This is a genomic window from Falsihalocynthiibacter arcticus (genome assembly GCF_000812665.2).
GTDB classification, from domain to species: domain Bacteria; phylum Pseudomonadota; class Alphaproteobacteria; order Rhodobacterales; family Rhodobacteraceae; genus Falsihalocynthiibacter; species Falsihalocynthiibacter arcticus.
Map to the genome: position 1 here is coordinate 833,055 of NZ_CP014327.1, position 15,845 is coordinate 848,899.

Annotated in this window: 23 protein-coding genes and 1 pseudogene; 1 reads left to right on the plus strand and 23 read right to left on the minus strand. The window is 51.4% G+C overall.

Annotated features, from left to right (window positions below; all coding sequences use genetic code 11):
• Nucleotides 1-4 precede the first annotated feature (4 nt).
• The 22 genes from RC74_RS04120 to rpmC all read right to left on the minus strand — a co-directional run bounded on the left by RC74_RS04120 (nucleotide 5) and on the right by rpmC (nucleotide 13,352).
• Entirely contained in the window at nucleotides 5-1,321 is a 1,317-nt protein-coding gene (locus RC74_RS04120) for a replication-associated recombination protein A (RefSeq protein WP_039004055.1), read from the minus strand.
• A 99-nt stretch (nucleotides 1,322-1,420) separates the two neighbouring features.
• A complete protein-coding gene (locus RC74_RS04125) occupies nucleotides 1,421-2,008 on the minus strand; it encodes an acyl-homoserine-lactone synthase (protein ID WP_039004056.1) in 588 nt (195 codons plus the stop codon).
• Nucleotides 2,009-2,070: 62 nt separating this feature from the next.
• Nucleotides 2,071-2,682 (minus strand): autoinducer binding domain-containing protein, encoded by a 612-nt coding sequence (locus RC74_RS04130; RefSeq protein ID WP_039004057.1) that lies wholly within the window; start codon nucleotides 2,680-2,682, stop codon nucleotides 2,071-2,073.
• Between the two features lie 345 nt (nucleotides 2,683-3,027).
• Nucleotides 3,028-3,447, minus strand: a complete 420-nt coding sequence (rplQ, locus tag RC74_RS04135) for a 50S ribosomal protein L17 (protein WP_039004058.1) — start codon at nucleotides 3,445-3,447, stop codon at nucleotides 3,028-3,030.
• A gap of 143 nt (nucleotides 3,448-3,590) precedes the next feature.
• Nucleotides 3,591-4,607 carry a DNA-directed RNA polymerase subunit alpha gene (locus RC74_RS04140; RefSeq protein ID WP_039004059.1) on the minus strand — a complete coding sequence of 339 codons (1,017 nt, stop codon included), beginning with the start codon at nucleotides 4,605-4,607 and terminating at the stop codon, nucleotides 3,591-3,593.
• A 113-nt stretch (nucleotides 4,608-4,720) separates the two neighbouring features.
• Nucleotides 4,721-5,110 carry a 30S ribosomal protein S11 gene (rpsK, locus tag RC74_RS04145; protein ID WP_039004060.1) on the minus strand — a complete coding sequence of 130 codons (390 nt, stop codon included), beginning with the start codon at nucleotides 5,108-5,110 and terminating at the stop codon, nucleotides 4,721-4,723.
• A gap of 14 nt (nucleotides 5,111-5,124) precedes the next feature.
• Nucleotides 5,125-5,493, minus strand: coding sequence for a 30S ribosomal protein S13 (gene rpsM / locus RC74_RS04150; protein WP_039004083.1), 369 nt, complete (start codon nucleotides 5,491-5,493; stop codon nucleotides 5,125-5,127).
• Between the two features lie 209 nt (nucleotides 5,494-5,702).
• Nucleotides 5,703-6,347 (minus strand): adenylate kinase, encoded by a 645-nt coding sequence (locus RC74_RS04155; RefSeq protein WP_039004061.1) that lies wholly within the window; start codon nucleotides 6,345-6,347, stop codon nucleotides 5,703-5,705.
• The gene (secY, locus tag RC74_RS04160) at nucleotides 6,344-7,702 is read right to left on the minus strand and encodes a preprotein translocase subunit SecY (RefSeq protein ID WP_039004062.1); all 1,359 of its coding nucleotides are present in this window, start codon (nucleotides 7,700-7,702) and stop codon (nucleotides 6,344-6,346) included. Before secY ends, RC74_RS04155 begins: the two co-directional genes overlap by 4 nt.
• Before the next feature lie 103 nt (nucleotides 7,703-7,805).
• The gene (rplO, locus tag RC74_RS04165; RefSeq protein WP_039004063.1) at nucleotides 7,806-8,285 is read right to left on the minus strand and encodes a 50S ribosomal protein L15; all 480 of its coding nucleotides are present in this window, start codon (nucleotides 8,283-8,285) and stop codon (nucleotides 7,806-7,808) included.
• Between the two features lie 169 nt (nucleotides 8,286-8,454).
• Nucleotides 8,455-8,871: a GFA family protein gene (locus tag RC74_RS04170; protein ID WP_335339578.1), complete on the minus strand. Its 417-nt coding sequence runs from the start codon at nucleotides 8,869-8,871 to the stop codon at nucleotides 8,455-8,457.
• Nucleotides 8,872-9,042: 171 nt separating this feature from the next.
• The gene (gene rpmD, locus RC74_RS04175; RefSeq protein WP_039004065.1) at nucleotides 9,043-9,231 is read right to left on the minus strand and encodes a 50S ribosomal protein L30; all 189 of its coding nucleotides are present in this window, start codon (nucleotides 9,229-9,231) and stop codon (nucleotides 9,043-9,045) included.
• A gap of 10 nt (nucleotides 9,232-9,241) precedes the next feature.
• A complete protein-coding gene (rpsE, locus tag RC74_RS04180) occupies nucleotides 9,242-9,838 on the minus strand; it encodes a 30S ribosomal protein S5 (protein WP_039004066.1) in 597 nt (198 codons plus the stop codon).
• 114 nt (nucleotides 9,839-9,952) lie between these two features.
• The gene (rplR, locus tag RC74_RS04185) at nucleotides 9,953-10,312 is read right to left on the minus strand and encodes a 50S ribosomal protein L18 (protein WP_039004067.1); all 360 of its coding nucleotides are present in this window, start codon (nucleotides 10,310-10,312) and stop codon (nucleotides 9,953-9,955) included.
• 11 nt (nucleotides 10,313-10,323) lie between these two features.
• The gene (gene rplF, locus RC74_RS04190) at nucleotides 10,324-10,857 is read right to left on the minus strand and encodes a 50S ribosomal protein L6 (RefSeq protein ID WP_039004068.1); all 534 of its coding nucleotides are present in this window, start codon (nucleotides 10,855-10,857) and stop codon (nucleotides 10,324-10,326) included.
• A gap of 9 nt (nucleotides 10,858-10,866) precedes the next feature.
• Nucleotides 10,867-11,259 (minus strand): 30S ribosomal protein S8, encoded by a 393-nt coding sequence (gene rpsH, locus RC74_RS04195; RefSeq protein ID WP_039004069.1) that lies wholly within the window; start codon nucleotides 11,257-11,259, stop codon nucleotides 10,867-10,869.
• Nucleotides 11,260-11,271: 12 nt separating this feature from the next.
• Nucleotides 11,272-11,577, minus strand: coding sequence for a 30S ribosomal protein S14 (gene rpsN / locus RC74_RS04200; RefSeq protein ID WP_039004070.1), 306 nt, complete (start codon nucleotides 11,575-11,577; stop codon nucleotides 11,272-11,274).
• A 21-nt stretch (nucleotides 11,578-11,598) separates the two neighbouring features.
• On the minus strand, nucleotides 11,599-12,159 hold the full coding sequence (gene rplE, locus RC74_RS04205) for a 50S ribosomal protein L5 (RefSeq protein WP_039004071.1): 561 nt from the start codon (nucleotides 12,157-12,159) through the stop codon (nucleotides 11,599-11,601).
• Nucleotides 12,159-12,464 carry a 50S ribosomal protein L24 gene (gene rplX / locus RC74_RS04210; RefSeq protein WP_039004072.1) on the minus strand — a complete coding sequence of 102 codons (306 nt, stop codon included), beginning with the start codon at nucleotides 12,462-12,464 and terminating at the stop codon, nucleotides 12,159-12,161. Before rplX ends, rplE begins: the two co-directional genes overlap by 1 nt.
• 1 nt (nucleotide 12,465) lies before the next feature.
• A complete protein-coding gene (rplN, locus tag RC74_RS04215) occupies nucleotides 12,466-12,834 on the minus strand; it encodes a 50S ribosomal protein L14 (protein WP_039004073.1) in 369 nt (122 codons plus the stop codon).
• A 73-nt stretch (nucleotides 12,835-12,907) separates the two neighbouring features.
• Complete coding sequence (gene rpsQ, locus RC74_RS04220) at nucleotides 12,908-13,138, minus strand: 30S ribosomal protein S17 (RefSeq protein ID WP_039004074.1); 231 nt, start codon at nucleotides 13,136-13,138, stop codon at nucleotides 12,908-12,910.
• A gap of 10 nt (nucleotides 13,139-13,148) precedes the next feature.
• Nucleotides 13,149-13,352 carry a 50S ribosomal protein L29 gene (gene rpmC / locus RC74_RS04225; RefSeq protein ID WP_039004075.1) on the minus strand — a complete coding sequence of 68 codons (204 nt, stop codon included), beginning with the start codon at nucleotides 13,350-13,352 and terminating at the stop codon, nucleotides 13,149-13,151.
• 325 nt (nucleotides 13,353-13,677) lie between these two features.
• Here rpmC and RC74_RS04230 point away from each other — a divergent pair, with 325 nt between their 5' ends.
• Nucleotides 13,678-14,298 carry a 2OG-Fe(II) oxygenase family protein gene (locus RC74_RS04230; protein ID WP_039004077.1) on the plus strand — a complete coding sequence of 207 codons (621 nt, stop codon included), beginning with the start codon at nucleotides 13,678-13,680 and terminating at the stop codon, nucleotides 14,296-14,298.
• A gap of 352 nt (nucleotides 14,299-14,650) precedes the next feature.
• Here RC74_RS04230 and RC74_RS04240 read toward each other — a convergent pair.
• Nucleotides 14,651-15,811 (minus strand): annotated as a pseudogene (locus RC74_RS04240) (IS30 family transposase).
• Nucleotides 15,812-15,845 lie beyond the last annotated feature (34 nt).

The window sequence follows — 15,845 nt, forward strand, 5'->3', positions numbered from 1 at the left end:
AATGTCAACCGCTAGCGCGCTTAGATCTCAGTTTAGCAAAGTAATCTTGACGTTTTTTAAGTTCGCGCTCGAATCCGCGCTCAACCGGTAGATAAAACTCGGGGCGCTCCATGGTTTCAGGGAAATAATTCTGGCCCGAAAATCCATCTTCGGCGTCGTGATCATAGGCATATCCCGCCCCATATCCTTGATCTTCCATCAGGGCGGTTGGTGCATTGAGAATATGCTTTGGGGGCGGCTCGGAGCCGGTTTTTTGCGCCGCAACCATGGCCATTTTGTACCCCGCATAGGCCGCGTTTGATTTGGGGGCGAGGGCCAAATAGGTCACCGCTTGCGCCAAGGCCAATTCGCCTTCCGGACTGCCCAAACGCTCGTAAACTTGCCATGCGTTCAAACAATGAGTTTGCGCATCTGGGTCCGCGAGGCCGATATCCTCAATTGCCATGCGCGTAATGCGGCGCGCCAAGTAACGGGGGTCTTCGCCGCCTTTGAGCATGCGGGCGAGCCAATAAAGGGCTGCGTCTGGGTCTGAACCGCGCACGGATTTATGGAGCGCGGAAATCAGATTGTAATGGGAATCGCCGGATTTGTCATAAACCGCCGCGCGTTTCATCAAGCGTTGGCCAAGGCCTTTTGCGTCCAATGGCTCCTTGACCTTCCACGCCGAGACCTGCTCAACAAGGTTGAGCAAAGTGCGGCCATCGCCGTCCGCCATTTCCAAAAGCGCATCTCGGGCGTCTTGGGTGAGGGGAAGGTCGCGGTCTATTTCGCCTTCAGCCCGCGCAAGCAACAGATCAAGGTCTGCGAGGGTAAGCCGCGTGAGCACCATAACCTGTGAGCGACTTAACACCGCCGCATTAAGCTCAAAGCTGGGGTTTTCTGTGGTGGCCCCCACCAAAAGGATCGTGCCGTCCTCCATATGGGGGAGGAAGCCGTCTTGCTGGGCTTTATTGAATCTATGAATCTCGTCGACAAATAGCAGAGTCCCCTGCCCGTTTTGGCGACGGATTTTAGCGGCTTCAAAAACTTTGCGAAGGTCGGGCATGCCGGTAAAAATCGCGCTTATCTGCACAAAGGTGAGATCTGTTTCATCCGCCAAAAGGCGCGCAATTGTGGTTTTACCAACGCCAGGTGGTCCCCAAAAGATGAGCGACCCCAAACTGTTGGACGCAAGCATCGTCCCCAAGGGGGCTTCAGGACCCAAAACTTGTTGCTGCCCGATCACTTCCGACAAAGTTTTGGGGCGCAGACGATCCGCCAAAGGGCGCGGCGCGTTCTGAACTTTGGCCTCGGAGGTACTGGAATCAAACAAATCAGTCATGTGCCGACACTATGCCCTGTATGGCACAGGGGGAAGCATCGTTTTGGTGCGATAAAGGGCCCCTCAGGAGGGGGAGGCCCTTTTTCGTTTCGTTGTCGTTTAGTGCAACTTAGAACTCAGATTGATGGAAACACATTGATAGTCACCATCACCAATAAACATCGGACGCCCAGCAGCTTCGGCATCCAAACCACAGCGGCCAAACCAACGTGGCCAATTCGCTGCGGTCAAAGCGACAATCTTAGTCGCACCCAACTCGCGGGCAGATTTTAGCATCGCCATAACCATGTATGCGTGCACGCGCCGACGAATGCGTTGTGGCGTGGTATGGGAAACGAACACGCGTGTGCTTTCCCAAATGTTCTCATCAACGGGGGCTTCCTCAAATAGCAGGTCTTGAGGAATGGTCCCGAGCAACCCACGTTGTGCATCACGGATCATGTAACTATAAATCCCACAGCGCGCGACTGTGGGTGTCAGGCGAATGCCTGCGTAGACTTCGCCATATTCGTGGATGGCAATCCAACGACTAGCCGGAGTATCATATTGATCATATTCCATTCCGAGAGCTTCGGGCAGGTCCCAGTTTTTTTGCACGATGAATGATTGCTTTCTGGCACGAAAAAGGTTCGCGAACAGTTCGCCATGATTGTGCATATTTTCGAACGAAAGAGTAGTTGTTTGCATGGTAGATCCCCCAGCTTGTTTAAAAAAACAAAGCCCCACGTTCAAACAACGATCAAATCCGGTTAAAGCAGCCTATAATCCTTCGCGCGTTGAATGGCCTCAGCGGTCGTCCGAGCGAGCAGTTTCTGACGGGCCGCTATTAAGCGTGCTTTAAGGGCGCTTTCTGAGATATTCAATTTTGCAGCTGCCGCCGCATGCCGATCGCCGTCTGCGATACACCGCAGGGCTTCAACTTGAGCCTTAGTTAGGCTCTCCGGCGGCTCCGTTAAGTCATGAAGCCGGCGAACTACGCGCGAAAGGTCTTCCATTTCGCTATCGGTAAACTCGCGATCGCTACGTGCAAAGCTTGCGATTGTGCGAGAGGAAATTGGACCACAGGACACGGTAACCCCAAAATTGAGTCCATATTCCTTGGCCAGTCCTAGAATGTTAAATGTGTCGGGAATCCCAAAGGCAGTCCAGCGACATGCGCCATCCGAGCTGAAGCCCCAAGCAATTGTCGGGTCGCGCAGTGCGAACCCTTGCTCGGTATAATAATCCGTCCAGCGGTGATCATACGTCTGAAAAGACATAAGAGGCGCGGCGAAGCGAATATGGAGCCCCAAAAAGTAACCCGCAGGCGCGAGCAACGTGAGCTTATGAAGTTCGAGGTCGAGACCTATCTTATTAGACATGTCTTTTTAGACTAGTTGTCAGAATCTTAGTCAACCTTAAAGTGTACGGTACAGAAATAGTAGTGAGTGATGGTACCATGGAAACAATGGACATAGATTTAAAGATGAAGTTGAACTCCCTTTCAGAGAGCGCACGTAGCGATTTGCTGGATTTTTTGGGGAATTCAGCCTCTGGTGAGAATAGCTTAACCAGTTTGTTAGAGAGAATTGAGAGTTCAATTCAGAACCGAATCGCGACCCAAAAGTCGCACAGTTAATACCTACCCAAGCAATTGTGGGTTCTAACGAAAAAAGCCCCGCCATATTAGGCGGGGCTTTTTCTTTAGGCCAATTAAGACCTTAAAATTATTCTGCTGCGGCGTCTTCGGCCAAAACGCGTGCTTTGTCGCCTGCGCCTTTTGCATTCACGTCGCGGTCAACCAATTCGATGATCGCCATTGGCGCCATGTCACCGTAACGGAAACCAGCCTTAAGAACGCGCACATAACCACCTTGGCGGTCTTTGTAGCGTGGGCCGAGAACTTCAAACAATTTCGCAACATAAGCGTCTTGCTTAAGGCGAGCACCTGCTTGGCGGCGGGCGTGAAGATCGCCACGTTTACCAAGAGTGATAAGTTTGTCGATGATGCGCTTAAGCTCTTTTGCTTTAGGCAGTGTTGTTTTGATTTGCTCGTGCTCGATGAGTGAGCCTGCCATGTTGGCAAAGAGCGCCTTACGGTGCTCGTGAGTACGGTTTAAGCGGCGGTAGCCTCTAGCGTGACGCATGGTGTATCTCCTATAGCGTTGTTTTACTTTGTCCGGCAGCCGATGCGTGTCAGCTACTCTCCTTGGGGCAATTGCCCTGACATTCCCCGGCATTCCGGGCATTTATGAGGTTGGGGCGGACCGTTAAGCCCACCCCAGATTTCTTAGAATTGATCTTCGAATTTCTTCGCAAGATCTTCAATATTGTCCGGTGGCCAATCTTCGACGTCCATACCGAGGTGCAGACCCATGCCCGACAACACTTCTTTGATCTCGTTCAAAGACTTGCGGCCGAAGTTTGGTGTGCGGAGCATTTCTGCTTCGGTTTTTTGGATCAAATCGCCAATGTAAACGATGTTGTCGTTCTTGAGGCAATTTGCGGAACGTACGGAAAGCTCCAATTCGTCCACTTTCTTGAGAAGAAGCGGATTGAATTCGAGGCCATCGTCTTCTTCTTGACGGTTTGCAGACTCTGGTTCGTCGAAGTTGACGAAAGTCGCAAGCTGGTCCTGAAGAATACGCGCAGCATAAGCCACGGCGTCTTCTGGGGGGATGGAACCGTCTGTTTCAAGCGTCAACGTGAGCTTGTCATAGTCGAGAACCTGACCTTCACGTGTGGGCTGCACGTCGTAAGACACGCGCTTCACAGGGGAAAAGATCGAATCGATCGGAATAAGACCGATTGGCGCGTCTTCTGGACGGTTCTTATCAGCGGAAACATAGCCTTTGCCAGTTTCAACAGTCAATTCCATGAACAAGTCTGCGCCTTCGTCGAGGTGACAGATAACGTGATCCTTATTCAGAACCTCGATACCCGCGCTCTCGGAGATGTCGCCAGCGGTTACAACCATCGGGCCTTTGGCCGAGATGGAAACACGCTTTGGACCGTCTACTTCCATACGGATCGCGACGCCTTTGAGGTTCAGAACCACATCGGTTACGTCTTCGCGAACACCAGAAATCGAGGAAAACTCATGCAAAACATTGTCGATTTGAACGCTGGTAATTGCAGCACCCTGTAGCGAGCTCATAAGCACGCGACGTAGAGCATTGCCCAATGTCAAACCAAAACCGCGCTCAAGCGGCTCTGCAACAACAGTTGCTTGACGCGCAGGCTCGTTGCCTGGCTTCACTTCCAACTGTGTTGGTTTAATCAGTTCTTGCCAATTTTTATGGATCATGCTGTCGCCTCCATTCTTGTTTCTGGCCCATGTCCCTAAGCCGGAAACACCCGAGGTAAAAAATAACAATCTCGGGTCTGGCGTACGAATTACAGACCCGAGATCATTTAGTACTACACGCGACGACGCTTTGGAGGGCGACAGCCGTTGTGAGCCATTGGTGTAACGTCACGAATAGATGTGATGTTAAACCCAACTGCGGCCAGAGCGCGCAATGCGCTTTCGCGACCGCCACCGGGGCCTTGCACTTCGACTTCAAGCGTTTTCACGCCGTGCTCTTGTGCTTTTTTACCTGCATCCTCAGCAGCCATTTGAGCTGCGTAAGGTGTAGATTTCCGCGAGCCTTTAAAGCCCATTGTTCCAGCAGAGGACCATGCGATCGCATTGCCTTGAACATCGGAAATCAGAATTTTTGTGTTGTTGAACGAGCTGTTCACATGCGCAACACCAGAGGCAATATTCTTGCGCTCTTTTTTCTTTGCGCGAACTTTTTCACGTGCCATTGATCAAATCCCCCCTATTTCTTCTTACCAGCAATAGCCCGTGCAGGACCTTTGCGAGTGCGAGCGTTCGTGTGTGTACGTTGACCACGAACAGGAAGATTACGACGATGACGCAAGCCACGGTAGCAACCGAGATCCATCAAACGTTTGATGTTCATTTGTGTTTCACGACGCAAGTCACCTTCGACAGCGTAGTTCGCGTCGATGTACTCACGAATGGAAAGCACTTCACCATCGGAAAGTTCGTTAACACGACGCGCTGCGTCGATGCCTACGGCTTCACAAATAGCTTGTGCGGAAGTTGTACCGATACCGGTAATATAAGTCAGGGCGATCGGGACCCGTTTATGGGTCGGGATATTTACGCCGGCGATACGTGCCACGTTATGTATTCCTTTTTGTTGCGGTTCCGTATTTCCAGAACCTTTTTTCACAACATAAGCCCGTAGGATTATCTCCTGCGGGCTACGCTGAATTTCTGTTCTCGGCCATATACTTGTCCGTAGATTGCGTATCAATGGACAAAAGCCGATTCTCTTACGAGATGGCTGGAATTAAGCCCTTTTTACCACAAGGTCAACCCGCGATATGCCTAATCCAAGATCACACGAATTGCTTTGGCAACTTCGTCGATTTCACCCAAGCCATTTACCGGAGCCAAATCGCCCTTGGCATAATAATAGCCAATCAAAGGGGAGGTATCACGGTAATAGGCCATCAAACGTGTCTTGAGGGAATCCTCATTGTCGTCGGCGCGGCGCACCATATCTGTGCTGCCACAGACATCACAAACACCCTCGACTTTGGGGGCTTTTAGCTCGTCGTGATACCCTTCGCCGCAGTTGCCACATGTATAGCGGCCAGAGATGCGTTTGATCAGGATATCGTCCTGGACGCGCATTTCAATAACGGCGTCCAGCTTTTGCCCTACGCGGCCAAGAAGCTGACCAAGCGCGTCGGCCTGCGCCAACGTGCGGGGAAAGCCATCAAAGATGAATCCCCCTTGGCGGTCGGTGCCTTTGAGCTGCTCTTCGATCAATCCAATCACAATGTCATCGGTAACCAATTCGCCCGCATCCATAACTTTTGCGACTTTCTTGCCCATCTCTGTGCCAGAAGTTTTCGCCGCGCGCAGCATATCGCCTGTGGAAAGTTGGACCATGTCACGCTCTTCAACCAGAAGTCGTGCTTGTGTTCCTTTTCCGGCGCCCGGTGGCCCCAAAAGGATTATGTTCATTTTCTCGCTGTCCCTTTTTTACCGCCGCGCTTCTTGCCACGTAGCTGCGACTTTTCGATCAGGCCTTCATACTGGTGTGCCAGCATGTGTGACTGAACTTGTTGAATTGTGTCCATTGTCACGGATACGACAATCAGAACCGAAGTGCCGCCAAAGTAGAAGGGAATCGAGAATTGGTAACGTAAAATTTCAGGAAGGAGACAAACTGCCGCAAGGTAGGCCGAACCGATGACCAAGATGCGGTTCACAACTTTGTCCAAATACTCGGCGGTTTTCTTGCCCGGACGAATTGCTGGGATAAAGCCGCCTTGGTTTTTCAGATTATCCGCGACTTCATCGGTCTTGAACGCCACGTTATGGGTGTAAAAGAACGCAAAGAACACGATCATAACTGTAAAGAACGCCAGATAGAGCGGTTTGCCCGGCCCGAAATACGCGAGAATAATGGACAGAACGCCGCTAGTGGAGTCGCCGGAGAAGGTGGCAAGCGTTGTTGGCAGCAAGAGAAGCGAGCTGGCAAAAATCGCAGGAATAACGCCAGCGGGGTTCACTTTGATCGGAAGATGGCTTGCGCCGCCTTCGTACATCTTCATGCCAACTTGACGGCGTGGGTACTGAATATGGATCTTGCGGAGAGCCCGCTCCATGAAGACCACGAACCCGACCACCGCGACAACCATAATAAAGACACCGACAACGATCAGGGGATTCGCGCCAGATTCGGAGGATTGTACGAGGAATTGTGTCAGAGCGGCTGGAAGCTCGGCAATAATACCCACGAAGATGATCAACGAAATACCGTTACCAATCCCGCGTGCTGTAATTTGCTCACCCAACCACATCAGGAACATTGTGCCGCCAACAAGGGTCACAACGGTCGAAATACGGAAGAACCAGCCCGGATCGGTCACAAGGCTACCTGCCTCAAGACTCACCGCAAGGCCATAGGCTTGGAACGTCGCCAAGAACACCGTGCCGTAGCGTGTGTATTGATTGATCTTCCGACGACCCGCGTCGCCCTCCTTCTTCAGTTGCTCAAGCGGGGCCCACATGGAGCTTAGAAGCTGGATAATGATCGAAGCCGAGATGTAGGGCATGATGCCGAGCGCAAGAATGCCCATGCGGCTCAGGGCACCACCGGTAAACATCGAAAGAATACCACCGATACCAGCGGCCGCACCCTCCATGAAGTTGCGCAGTTCAGCGCCGTCAATACCCGGGACAGGGATATAGGTCCCCAAACGGTAGACGATCAAAAGACCGATGGTGAAAACAATACGTTGGCGAAGCTCGGTGGCTTTACCAAAAGCCCCCCAGCTCATGTTGGCTGCCATTTGTTCTGCTGCGGATGCCATTCGGCCTCTCCCTGTCACGAAAAGCGCCGCCAGACCATTCTCCGGTCGGCGGCGCTGGAAAACTAATTTGTATGTAAGCGGCCAAGCGACCGCTCACAAGCGCTTATTCAGCTGCGGCCTTAGGTGTTGCTGTAACAGTCAGTTTACCACCGGCTTTTTCAACAGCTTCAACAGCTCCAGCTGACGCACCCGTTACTTCGATCGTAACTTTGGATGTGATCTCACCTTTGGCCAAAACGCGGATACCATCGAGCTTGCGACGCACCAAACCACACGCAATAAGTGCGTCTTCGGTGATCGCTGCTTTTGCGTCGAGTTTCTTGGCGTCGATGAATTTCTGGATCATACCAAGGTTCAATACAGAGAATTCTTTGCGGTTTGGCTTGGTGAAGCCACGCTTAGGTAGACGTTGGTACAAAGGCATTTGACCGCCTTCAAAACCCTTGATCGCAACACCCGAACGGGATTTTTGACCCTTGATACCACGGCCACCAGTTTTACCAGTACCGGAACCAGCACCGCGACCAACGCGTTTGCGGTTCTTTGTTGCACCTGGGTTGTCGTGCAGTTCATTCAATCTCATGTCGCTACTCCTTCTTGCCGGAACTGTCCCAAGAGCGACCAAAGAGACAAACACGGCGTTACAAATGATTCTGTTCCCACAGGGGGATACCGCGCGTGTCTACACAGATGCGCGCGCGGGTTCAAGGACTCTTGGAAAACTTACTGACACACCTTCACGATTCATCACCTTACTGAAGTTTCTGCGGGGCATCGTCCAAAATTTCGTAATAGGCACCTTTATCCGCCACAAAAATATGACGTGAAATCGGCGCAGCAATCGGTTCATCAAGGCAACCCGCAGCAACTGCGGTCCATGTGTGAAAAATCGGCTCAAAAAACAAGGTGGAGCCGCATTTGCCACAAAATCCACGACGAACTTTCTCAGAAGACGTGTACCAAGTGACTGGATCAACGCCGGTCATCTGTACGTCCACTTTCTGGACCTCGACCGAAACAAAGAAATGCCCGGTGGTTTTGCGACACATCGAACAGTGACACGCCTCCGGAGCTGGTAGAATGGACGGGAGTGTGAAACGCACAGCCCCACAAAGACACGATCCTGAATGCATGTCCGAAAAGCTCCTTTTGGTTGGTGGCAACGACATCGGTGGTCTTGAGTATTTTCCTATTCGCAACCGAGCGCAACACGTCCGGCTCAGAAAATTGGCGGATTCGCATCGATTGCGGCCTCCCTTGAGACCCGCCGAGGAAGCTAAAACGAAAAAAGGCGCCCTCAGTTTCCCGAGAGCGCCTTTTAATGGATTTAGAAGAAGGGCTTAGCCTTTTTCTTCGATGATCACCACCATGTGGGGAAGTTTCGCAACCATGCCGCGTACGGCAGGTGTGTCTTCCAACTCACGGGTTTTGTGCATCTTGTTGAGGCCCAAGCCGATCAGCGTTTGACGCTGTTTGGCGGGACGACGGATCGGAGAACCGATCTGTTTTACAACGATAGTTTTAGCCATGATATTTTTCCTATGCGTCTGCGTCTGCAGCTTCTACTTCGGCCGGAGCCTCAGCAGCCGGAGCAGCACCACCACGTTGAAGAATGTCAGCGACTTTTTTGCCACGACGTTGTGCGACCATACGAGGGCTGCTCTCTTTTGTGAGACCATCAATCGTTGCACGGATCATGTTGTAAGGGTTTTGCGAACCGATAGATTTCGCAACAACGTCCTGTACACCAAGCATCTCGAACACAGCGCGCATCGGACCACCGGCAATAATACCAGTACCCTGTGGAGCTGTCCGCATCACAACTTTACCAGCGCCATGACGGCCCTCGATGTCGTGGTGCAACGTACGGCCTTCACGCAATGGAACGCGCACAAGTTGACGCTTAGCTTGTTCAGTTGCCTTGCGGATAGCTTCGGGAACTTCTTTTGCTTTCCCTTTGCCAAAACCCACGCGGCCTTTTTGATCTCCAACAACCACGAGCGCGGCAAAGCCGAAGCGTTTACCACCTTTCACGGTTTTGGAAACGCGGTTGATCGCTACGAGACGATCCGCAAATTCTGGTGTCTCTTCGCGGTCGCGACGAGGGCCGCGACGGTTGTTATCACGTTCTGCCATGTGGCATTCCTTTCTTCAGGCGCTCTGCGCCATAATCTGTCAATCCGAGTGGGGCCGCTCAGAATGAACAGCCCCCTGGATCATCGGGGTGGCCTAAGAGCCACCCACACTTTTTTAGAACTTCAAACCACCTTCACGAGCAGCCTCGGCCAAAGCCTTGATCTTACCGTGAAAGAGGAAGCCGCCACGATCAAAGTAGCATGCTTCAACACCAGCTTTTTTAGCACGCTCAGCAATAGCTGCGCCTACTTTCGTTGCTGCGGCGATGTTGTTGGTGTTCAAAACGCCCAGATCCTTCTCGAGGGAAGAAGCCGAAGCGATCGTTACGCCGTTCAAATCGTCGATCAACTGTACGCTGATGTTTTTGTTGGAACGATGAACAGAAAGGCGCGCACGCCCATTTGCCATTTTCCGAAGTTTGTTCCGAACGCGCAGGCGGCGCTTCAGAAACAGAGTTCTTTTGCTGTTTGCCATTTCCTGGGTCCTTATTTCTTTTTACCGGCTTTGCGGAAGATGTACTCGTCTTTGTACTTGATGCCTTTGCCTTTATAGGGCTCGGGTTTACGCCATTCGCGAATATTCGCCGCGACTTGGCCAACAAGTTGAGAGTCGATACCTTCAACAAAGATGATCGTGTTTTTTGGTGATGTGACGGTTACGCCAGCAGGCACCTCGAAGTTAACTTCGTGGGAAAAACCAAGGCTCAGTTTCAGAGTAGTCCCCTGAACTGTAGCACGATAACCAACACCGTTGATTTCCAGTTCTTTCTTGAAGCCTTCCGTAACACCGGTCACCAAATTTTGGATACAAGTGCGGGACATACCCCATTGTTGACGCGCGCGCTTAGACTTAGAGCGCGGCACAACAGAAACTTCATCATTCGCAACAACGATTGAAATATCATCCGTTGCTGTGAAATTCAAAGTCCCTTTAGGGCCTTTTACTTCGACTGTTTGTCCGGAGACCGCGGCACTAACTCCTGCGGGCAACTTAACAGATTTTTTACCAATTCTTGACATCCGATCCTCCTAGAATACGGTGCAGAGCACTTCGCCGCCAACATTGGCATTGCGTGCAGATGCGTCCGACATCACACCCTGAGGTGTGGAGACCACGGAAATTCCCAAGCCCTGACGGACGACTGGGATGTCTTTAACGCCCATATAAACGCGACGGCCAGGTGTCGAAACACGCTTTAGGTCACGGATAACTGGAGTGCCATCAAGATACTTCAAGCTAATGTCGAGAGCCGGATGGCCATCTTTGCCTGTTGTCGCTTCATAGCCACGGATATAACCTTCAGAAAGAAGAACGTCGAGAACCCAAGCACGAAGCTTAGACGCAGGAGTCTCTACTGTTGATTTGCCGCGCATTTGTGCGTTGCGAATACGGGTGAGCATATCACCGATAGGATCATTCATATCGTCTCTCCCTTACCAGCTGGACTTAACCATGCCGGGGATTTGGCCATTCGAGCCAAGTTCCCGCAGCGCGATGCGGCTGATTTTGAACTTACGGTAGTAAGCATGAGGACGACCCGTCAGCTGGCAACGGTTGTGAAGCCGTGTCGCGGACGAATTGCGAGGAAGTTTAGCAAGCTTCAGGCGAGCAGTGAAACGCTCTTCCATTGTCTTGCTTTCATCGTTTGCGATCTCTTTAAGAGCAGCACGTTTACCGGCGAATTTCTCCACCAAAAGTGCGCGCTTTTTCTCGCGTTCGATCATTGCTTTTTTAGCCATGTCTAACCTTTCCTTCCGCGATCAGCTGTTAAAGGGCATGTTGAAAGCTTTCAACAGCGCCTTTGCTTCCGCGTCGGTTTTTGCGGTGGTGGCGATTACGATATCCATACCCCAGATTTCGTCGACTTTGTCGTACTCAATCTCAGGAAAGACGATGTGTTCTTTCAGACCCATGGCGTAGTTGCCACGACCGTCAAAGCTTTTGCCAGAGATGCCGCGGAAGTCGCGGATACGAGGCATTGCAACGGTGATCAAACGATCCAGAAATTCGTACATCTTTTCGCCACGAAGAGTCACTTTAACACCAAGCGGCATATCTTCACGAACGCGGAAACCAGCGATGGATTTCTTAGCTTTTGTGATGAGAACCTTTTGACCAGCAATCGCAGTGAGGTCAGCCTCAGCGGATTTGATCTTTTTGGTGTCGCGTGTTGTTTCGCCGATACCCATGTTCAAGACGATTTTGTCGAGCTTAGGGATCATCATTTCGTTTTTGTAAGCGAACTCTTCTTTAAGAGCTGCACGAATGACGTCTTTGTAAACAGTCTTCAAACGGGGGGTGTAGTTTGCAGTATCAAGCATTATACGGTCTCCCCTGTTGTCTTCGCGAAACGCACTTTCTTGCCGTCTTCCTCACGGAAGCCAACGCGAGTTGCCTTACCTTTGGAGTCGAGCAGTGCGAGGTTAGAAAGTTGAATTGGCATCGCTTTAGGAACGCGACCGCCTTGGTCAGTTTGCGAAGCGCGCACGTGGCGGATCGCAACATTGACACCTTCAACAACAGCTTTGCCGGACTTAGGATCGATAGACGCGATAGCGCCCTCTTTACCTTTGTCTTTACCGGCAAGCACGACGATTTTATCGCCTTTTTTCAATTTAGCAGCCATCTTACAGCACCTCCGGTGCAAGCGAGATGATCTTCATGAAGCTTTTTGCGCGCAATTCACGAACAACTGGGCCGAAGATACGTGTACCTACGGGCTCATTAGCGTTGTTCAGAATAACGGCTGCATTGCGATCAAAACGGATCACTGTGCCATCTTCACGAAATACTTCTTTAGCGGTGCGTACGACGACGGCCTTACGGACGTCCCCTTTTTTAACGCGCCCACGAGGGATGGCTTCTTTAACCGAGACGACGATAACGTCACCTACGGAAGCGTATCTACGCTTAGAGCCACCCAAAACCTTAATGCACTGAACACGGCGAGCGCCGGAGTTGTCAGCAACATCGAGATTTGTCTGCATTTGGATCATGCGATTTCTCCCGACCTATGGGGGCCATCCAATGGCTTGTCCCCAGGGTTTCGTAAATCTGAAAAGTCCCCGCTTAAGCGGAAAGAACTTCCCAGCGTTTCGTTTTCGACTTTGGTGCACATTCTTGAATGCGAACTTGATCACCAACGTTGAAAGCGTTCTGTTCATCGTGCGCCCGATATTTTTTGGACTTACGAATGGTTTTCTTCAAAACAGGGTGCGTGAAGCGACGCTCAACGGAAACAGTTACTGTTTGCGCGTTTTGGTTGCTTGTTACAGTGCCAGTCAAAATACGTTTAGGCATATCGTGGCTCCTATTCGCCAGCCGCTTTTGCGGCCTTTTCGTTAAGAATTGTTTTTACACGAGCGGCTGCACGACGTGCAGTTTTAACTTGTGCGGTGTTTTCGAGTTGCGACGTCGCTTGTTGGAACCGAAGATTGAACGATTCCTTTTTCAGCGCAACCAGCTCGTCTTGAAGCTGATCTGGTGTCTTATCACGTAGTTCATTGGCGTTCATGCGCCTCTTCCTTTCTCAAAACACCAGCCGGCCCCTGACGTTATTTCAGGGTCACCAAAAGCCTGGTGGATGAATAGCAAAACAAGCGAATCCCAGCGAGCTGGAATCCACGAGATGTGTGTCTATAATTGGGAGTCGCAGGGAGGGCAAGGGAAAGTTTGCCGCGGCCAGTAAATGTTGAGGTTTCCCCACTGGGAGCCCCAATTTCGAGGTATTCCAGCATGCGAGTGACAGGCCCCACAATCGCACAAGACATGCCCTCCCCCACCTGATAAACTGCCCTCACGGATTTTCCCACACCAAAGACCACACAGGTATCCCAAAAATGTCACAGATCAATTCCCTCTTTGTTACCCGCCTCTATCGCGCCGCCTTAAATGAATTCGGGGATGCCATTGACGCGAATGAACTCGAAACGTCGTGCCTCTCAATCGCCGAAGACGATGAGGCAGGCCAGCAATGGTGCGAAGACAATGATTTTCCGGGTTATACCAGCTATGCCTCCCTCACGGACTTGGGCTGGCGGTTTCCCATCTTTGAGGATCTCGTCAAAGCACTCGACAAACATGTTGCGGCCTTCGTCAAGGACCTCGAATTTGATCTAGATGGCAAGGAAGTTGTTCTCGACAATATCTGGATAAACATCCTGCCCCAAGGCGGCATTCATACCTCCCATATCCATCCTCACAGCATCGTTAGTGGCACGACCTATGTCACCATGCCTGAAGGTGCGAGCGCGATTAAATTCGAGGACCCCCGCTCCCAAATGATGATGGCCGCACCAACCCGCATTGCCAATGCCCGACCAGAAATGCGCAACTTCACCTATATCAAACCAGAAGTGAGTGACGTCCTATTGTGGGAGAGCTGGCTGCGCCACGAAGTGCCTATGAATATGACAGAAGAGGAACGTATTAGCGTGAGTTTCAACTACGCTTGGAGATGAGAGGCATCTCCTCAAAAGTCGGCTATGAGCCCAAAGTTGCTAGACTAAATCAATTTCAATCCATAGAGCAGATGCCAAATGAAACTGGTTCGCGTTTGCACTTCGTCAAAACACTCCTGCGTTTCCGTAAAGGTACTCGGCTGACTTGGAACGAATGCAGGACACATGTTTAAGATATTGGCATAGTTGATATTTTCAAGTCGAACTATCGTTGATCCAAACCAGATCAAAAGAACAGAAAGCAAGAAGATTATTAGATTTTTCATTTAAATTTCAATCCGAACAGGTTGACGTAAAGAACAGAAGAGCGGAATTCGTTTAGAATGCCCAACGGCAGTTATGTCCGGCGGGCTCAACCGGTCGATGCAACACACTGTGCAAACTTCTCTTCTGGCGTTTGATATTGCAAGGTCTTGCGCGGGCGTTCGTTTAGTTGCCTTGCGATAGCGCTGAGTTTTGCCTGGGAATGGACGGATAGGTCGGTTCCGCGAGGCAAATATTGCCGTAAAAGCCGGTTGGTGTTTTCGTTTGATCCGCGCTGCCACGGTGACTGAGGGTCGCAGAAGTAGACATCTACGTCGGTTGCCAATGTAAAGCGCGGATGACCCGCAAGCTCTTTTCCGCGATCCCACGTCAGGGATTTGTAGAACTCGCGCGGCAACTTCTGAGCCGATTTAATCAGCGCCGTAACGACGCTCTCGGTATCCTTGTTCGCGACTTTCACTAACATGACGTATCGTGAATGCCGCTCAACAAGTGTCGCGATATAGCTGTTCTTGGATCCACCGATCAGATCGCCTTCCCAGTGCCCTGGCATGGCACGATCGTCAACGGATGCGGGTCTTTCACTGATAGATACAGCATTCTTGATCTGACCATTACCGTTGCGTTTCTGGCCTGCATGCTTGGATCGCCTGACTGTACCTTTGGCGCGCAGATGTTCCAGGAGTTCCTTCTTCAGGACGCCACGAGCCTGTATATAAAGGCTTCTATAAATAGTTTCGTGTGTCACTTGTTTGTGCGTCTCCCCCGGAAATGCGCGTTTGAGCCAACCCGCAACCTGTTCTGGCGACCATTTGCGCCGCAGTTTTGCTGACACTGCGTCGGCCAATCTGGGGTGACAAGCCAACTTGCACATCTTGGGTCGCAAAGCCCGATCCCATGCAGCTTGATCCGAGGTGGTTGCGCGATAGCCTGTTAGGCCACCATTGCGCCGAACCTCTCGGCTGATCGTTGAAGGCGCACGCTCCAACTGACGCGCAATCGCGCGCAAGGACTGTTTGGTGCTGAGCCCACGGGATATCTCTTCGCGCTCCGAAAGGCTCACCGCAGACCCAACGCGTCTGCGGTCCGGTGGACGTATCCCACCGGTTGGTGAGATCACGGAAAAGACGGAGGATGATTGGCGATCAAACGCCCGTCCAATCGACCTCATCGACTCTCCACGTTGCCATCGATCCTAGATCTCGGCACGCTGTTCAGCTGAATAATAAATCCTGCGACGATACTTCATTCAAAACACTCCATCTTTTCCTAAAGATTAAAGT

What these genes read in the sequence shown, in the direction of transcription:
- rpsE (WP_039004066.1), bottom strand. Translation starts at nt 9,838, where the DNA reads ATGGCAGAACGTGATAACAACCGTCGCGGCCCTCGTCGCGACCGCGAA.
- rpsH (WP_039004069.1), bottom strand. Translation starts at nt 11,259, where the DNA reads ATGAATGATCCTATCGGTGATATGCTCACCCGTATTCGCAACGCACAA.
- rplO (WP_039004063.1), bottom strand. Translation starts at nt 8,285, where the DNA reads ATGAGATTGAATGAACTGCACGACAACCCAGGTGCAACAAAGAACCGC.
- RC74_RS04130 (WP_039004057.1), bottom strand. Translation starts at nt 2,682, where the DNA reads ATGTCTAATAAGATAGGTCTCGACCTCGAACTTCATAAGCTCACGTTG.
- secY (WP_039004062.1), bottom strand. Translation starts at nt 7,702, where the DNA reads ATGGCATCCGCAGCAGAACAAATGGCAGCCAACATGAGCTGGGGGGCT.
- rpsQ (WP_039004074.1), bottom strand. Translation starts at nt 13,138, where the DNA reads ATGCCTAAACGTATTTTGACTGGCACTGTAACAAGCAACCAAAACGCG.
- rplF (WP_039004068.1), bottom strand. Translation starts at nt 10,857, where the DNA reads ATGTCAAGAATTGGTAAAAAATCTGTTAAGTTGCCCGCAGGAGTTAGT.
- rpsN (WP_039004070.1), bottom strand. Translation starts at nt 11,577, where the DNA reads ATGGCTAAAAAAGCAATGATCGAACGCGAGAAAAAGCGCGCACTTTTG.
- RC74_RS04125 (WP_039004056.1), bottom strand. Translation starts at nt 2,008, where the DNA reads ATGCAAACAACTACTCTTTCGTTCGAAAATATGCACAATCATGGCGAA.
- rplQ (WP_039004058.1), bottom strand. Translation starts at nt 3,447, where the DNA reads ATGCGTCACGCTAGAGGCTACCGCCGCTTAAACCGTACTCACGAGCAC.
- rpsK (WP_039004060.1), bottom strand. Translation starts at nt 5,110, where the DNA reads ATGGCACGTGAAAAAGTTCGCGCAAAGAAAAAAGAGCGCAAGAATATT.
- RC74_RS04230 (WP_039004077.1), top strand. Translation starts at nt 13,678, where the DNA reads ATGTCACAGATCAATTCCCTCTTTGTTACCCGCCTCTATCGCGCCGCC.
- RC74_RS04155 (WP_039004061.1), bottom strand. Translation starts at nt 6,347, where the DNA reads ATGAACATAATCCTTTTGGGGCCACCGGGCGCCGGAAAAGGAACACAA.
- rpmD (WP_039004065.1), bottom strand. Translation starts at nt 9,231, where the DNA reads ATGGCTAAAACTATCGTTGTAAAACAGATCGGTTCTCCGATCCGTCGT.
- rplR (WP_039004067.1), bottom strand. Translation starts at nt 10,312, where the DNA reads ATGGCAAACAGCAAAAGAACTCTGTTTCTGAAGCGCCGCCTGCGCGTT.
- rplX (WP_039004072.1), bottom strand. Translation starts at nt 12,464, where the DNA reads ATGGCTGCTAAATTGAAAAAAGGCGATAAAATCGTCGTGCTTGCCGGT.
- rplE (WP_039004071.1), bottom strand. Translation starts at nt 12,159, where the DNA reads ATGCTTGATACTGCAAACTACACCCCCCGTTTGAAGACTGTTTACAAA.
- rplN (WP_039004073.1), bottom strand. Translation starts at nt 12,834, where the DNA reads ATGATCCAAATGCAGACAAATCTCGATGTTGCTGACAACTCCGGCGCT.
- RC74_RS04120 (WP_039004055.1), bottom strand. Translation starts at nt 1,321, where the DNA reads ATGACTGATTTGTTTGATTCCAGTACCTCCGAGGCCAAAGTTCAGAAC.
- RC74_RS04140 (WP_039004059.1), bottom strand. Translation starts at nt 4,607, where the DNA reads ATGATCCATAAAAATTGGCAAGAACTGATTAAACCAACACAGTTGGAA.
- RC74_RS04170 (WP_335339578.1), bottom strand. Translation starts at nt 8,871, where the DNA reads ATGTCGTTGCCACCAACCAAAAGGAGCTTTTCGGACATGCATTCAGGA.
- rpmC (WP_039004075.1), bottom strand. Translation starts at nt 13,352, where the DNA reads ATGAACGCCAATGAACTACGTGATAAGACACCAGATCAGCTTCAAGAC.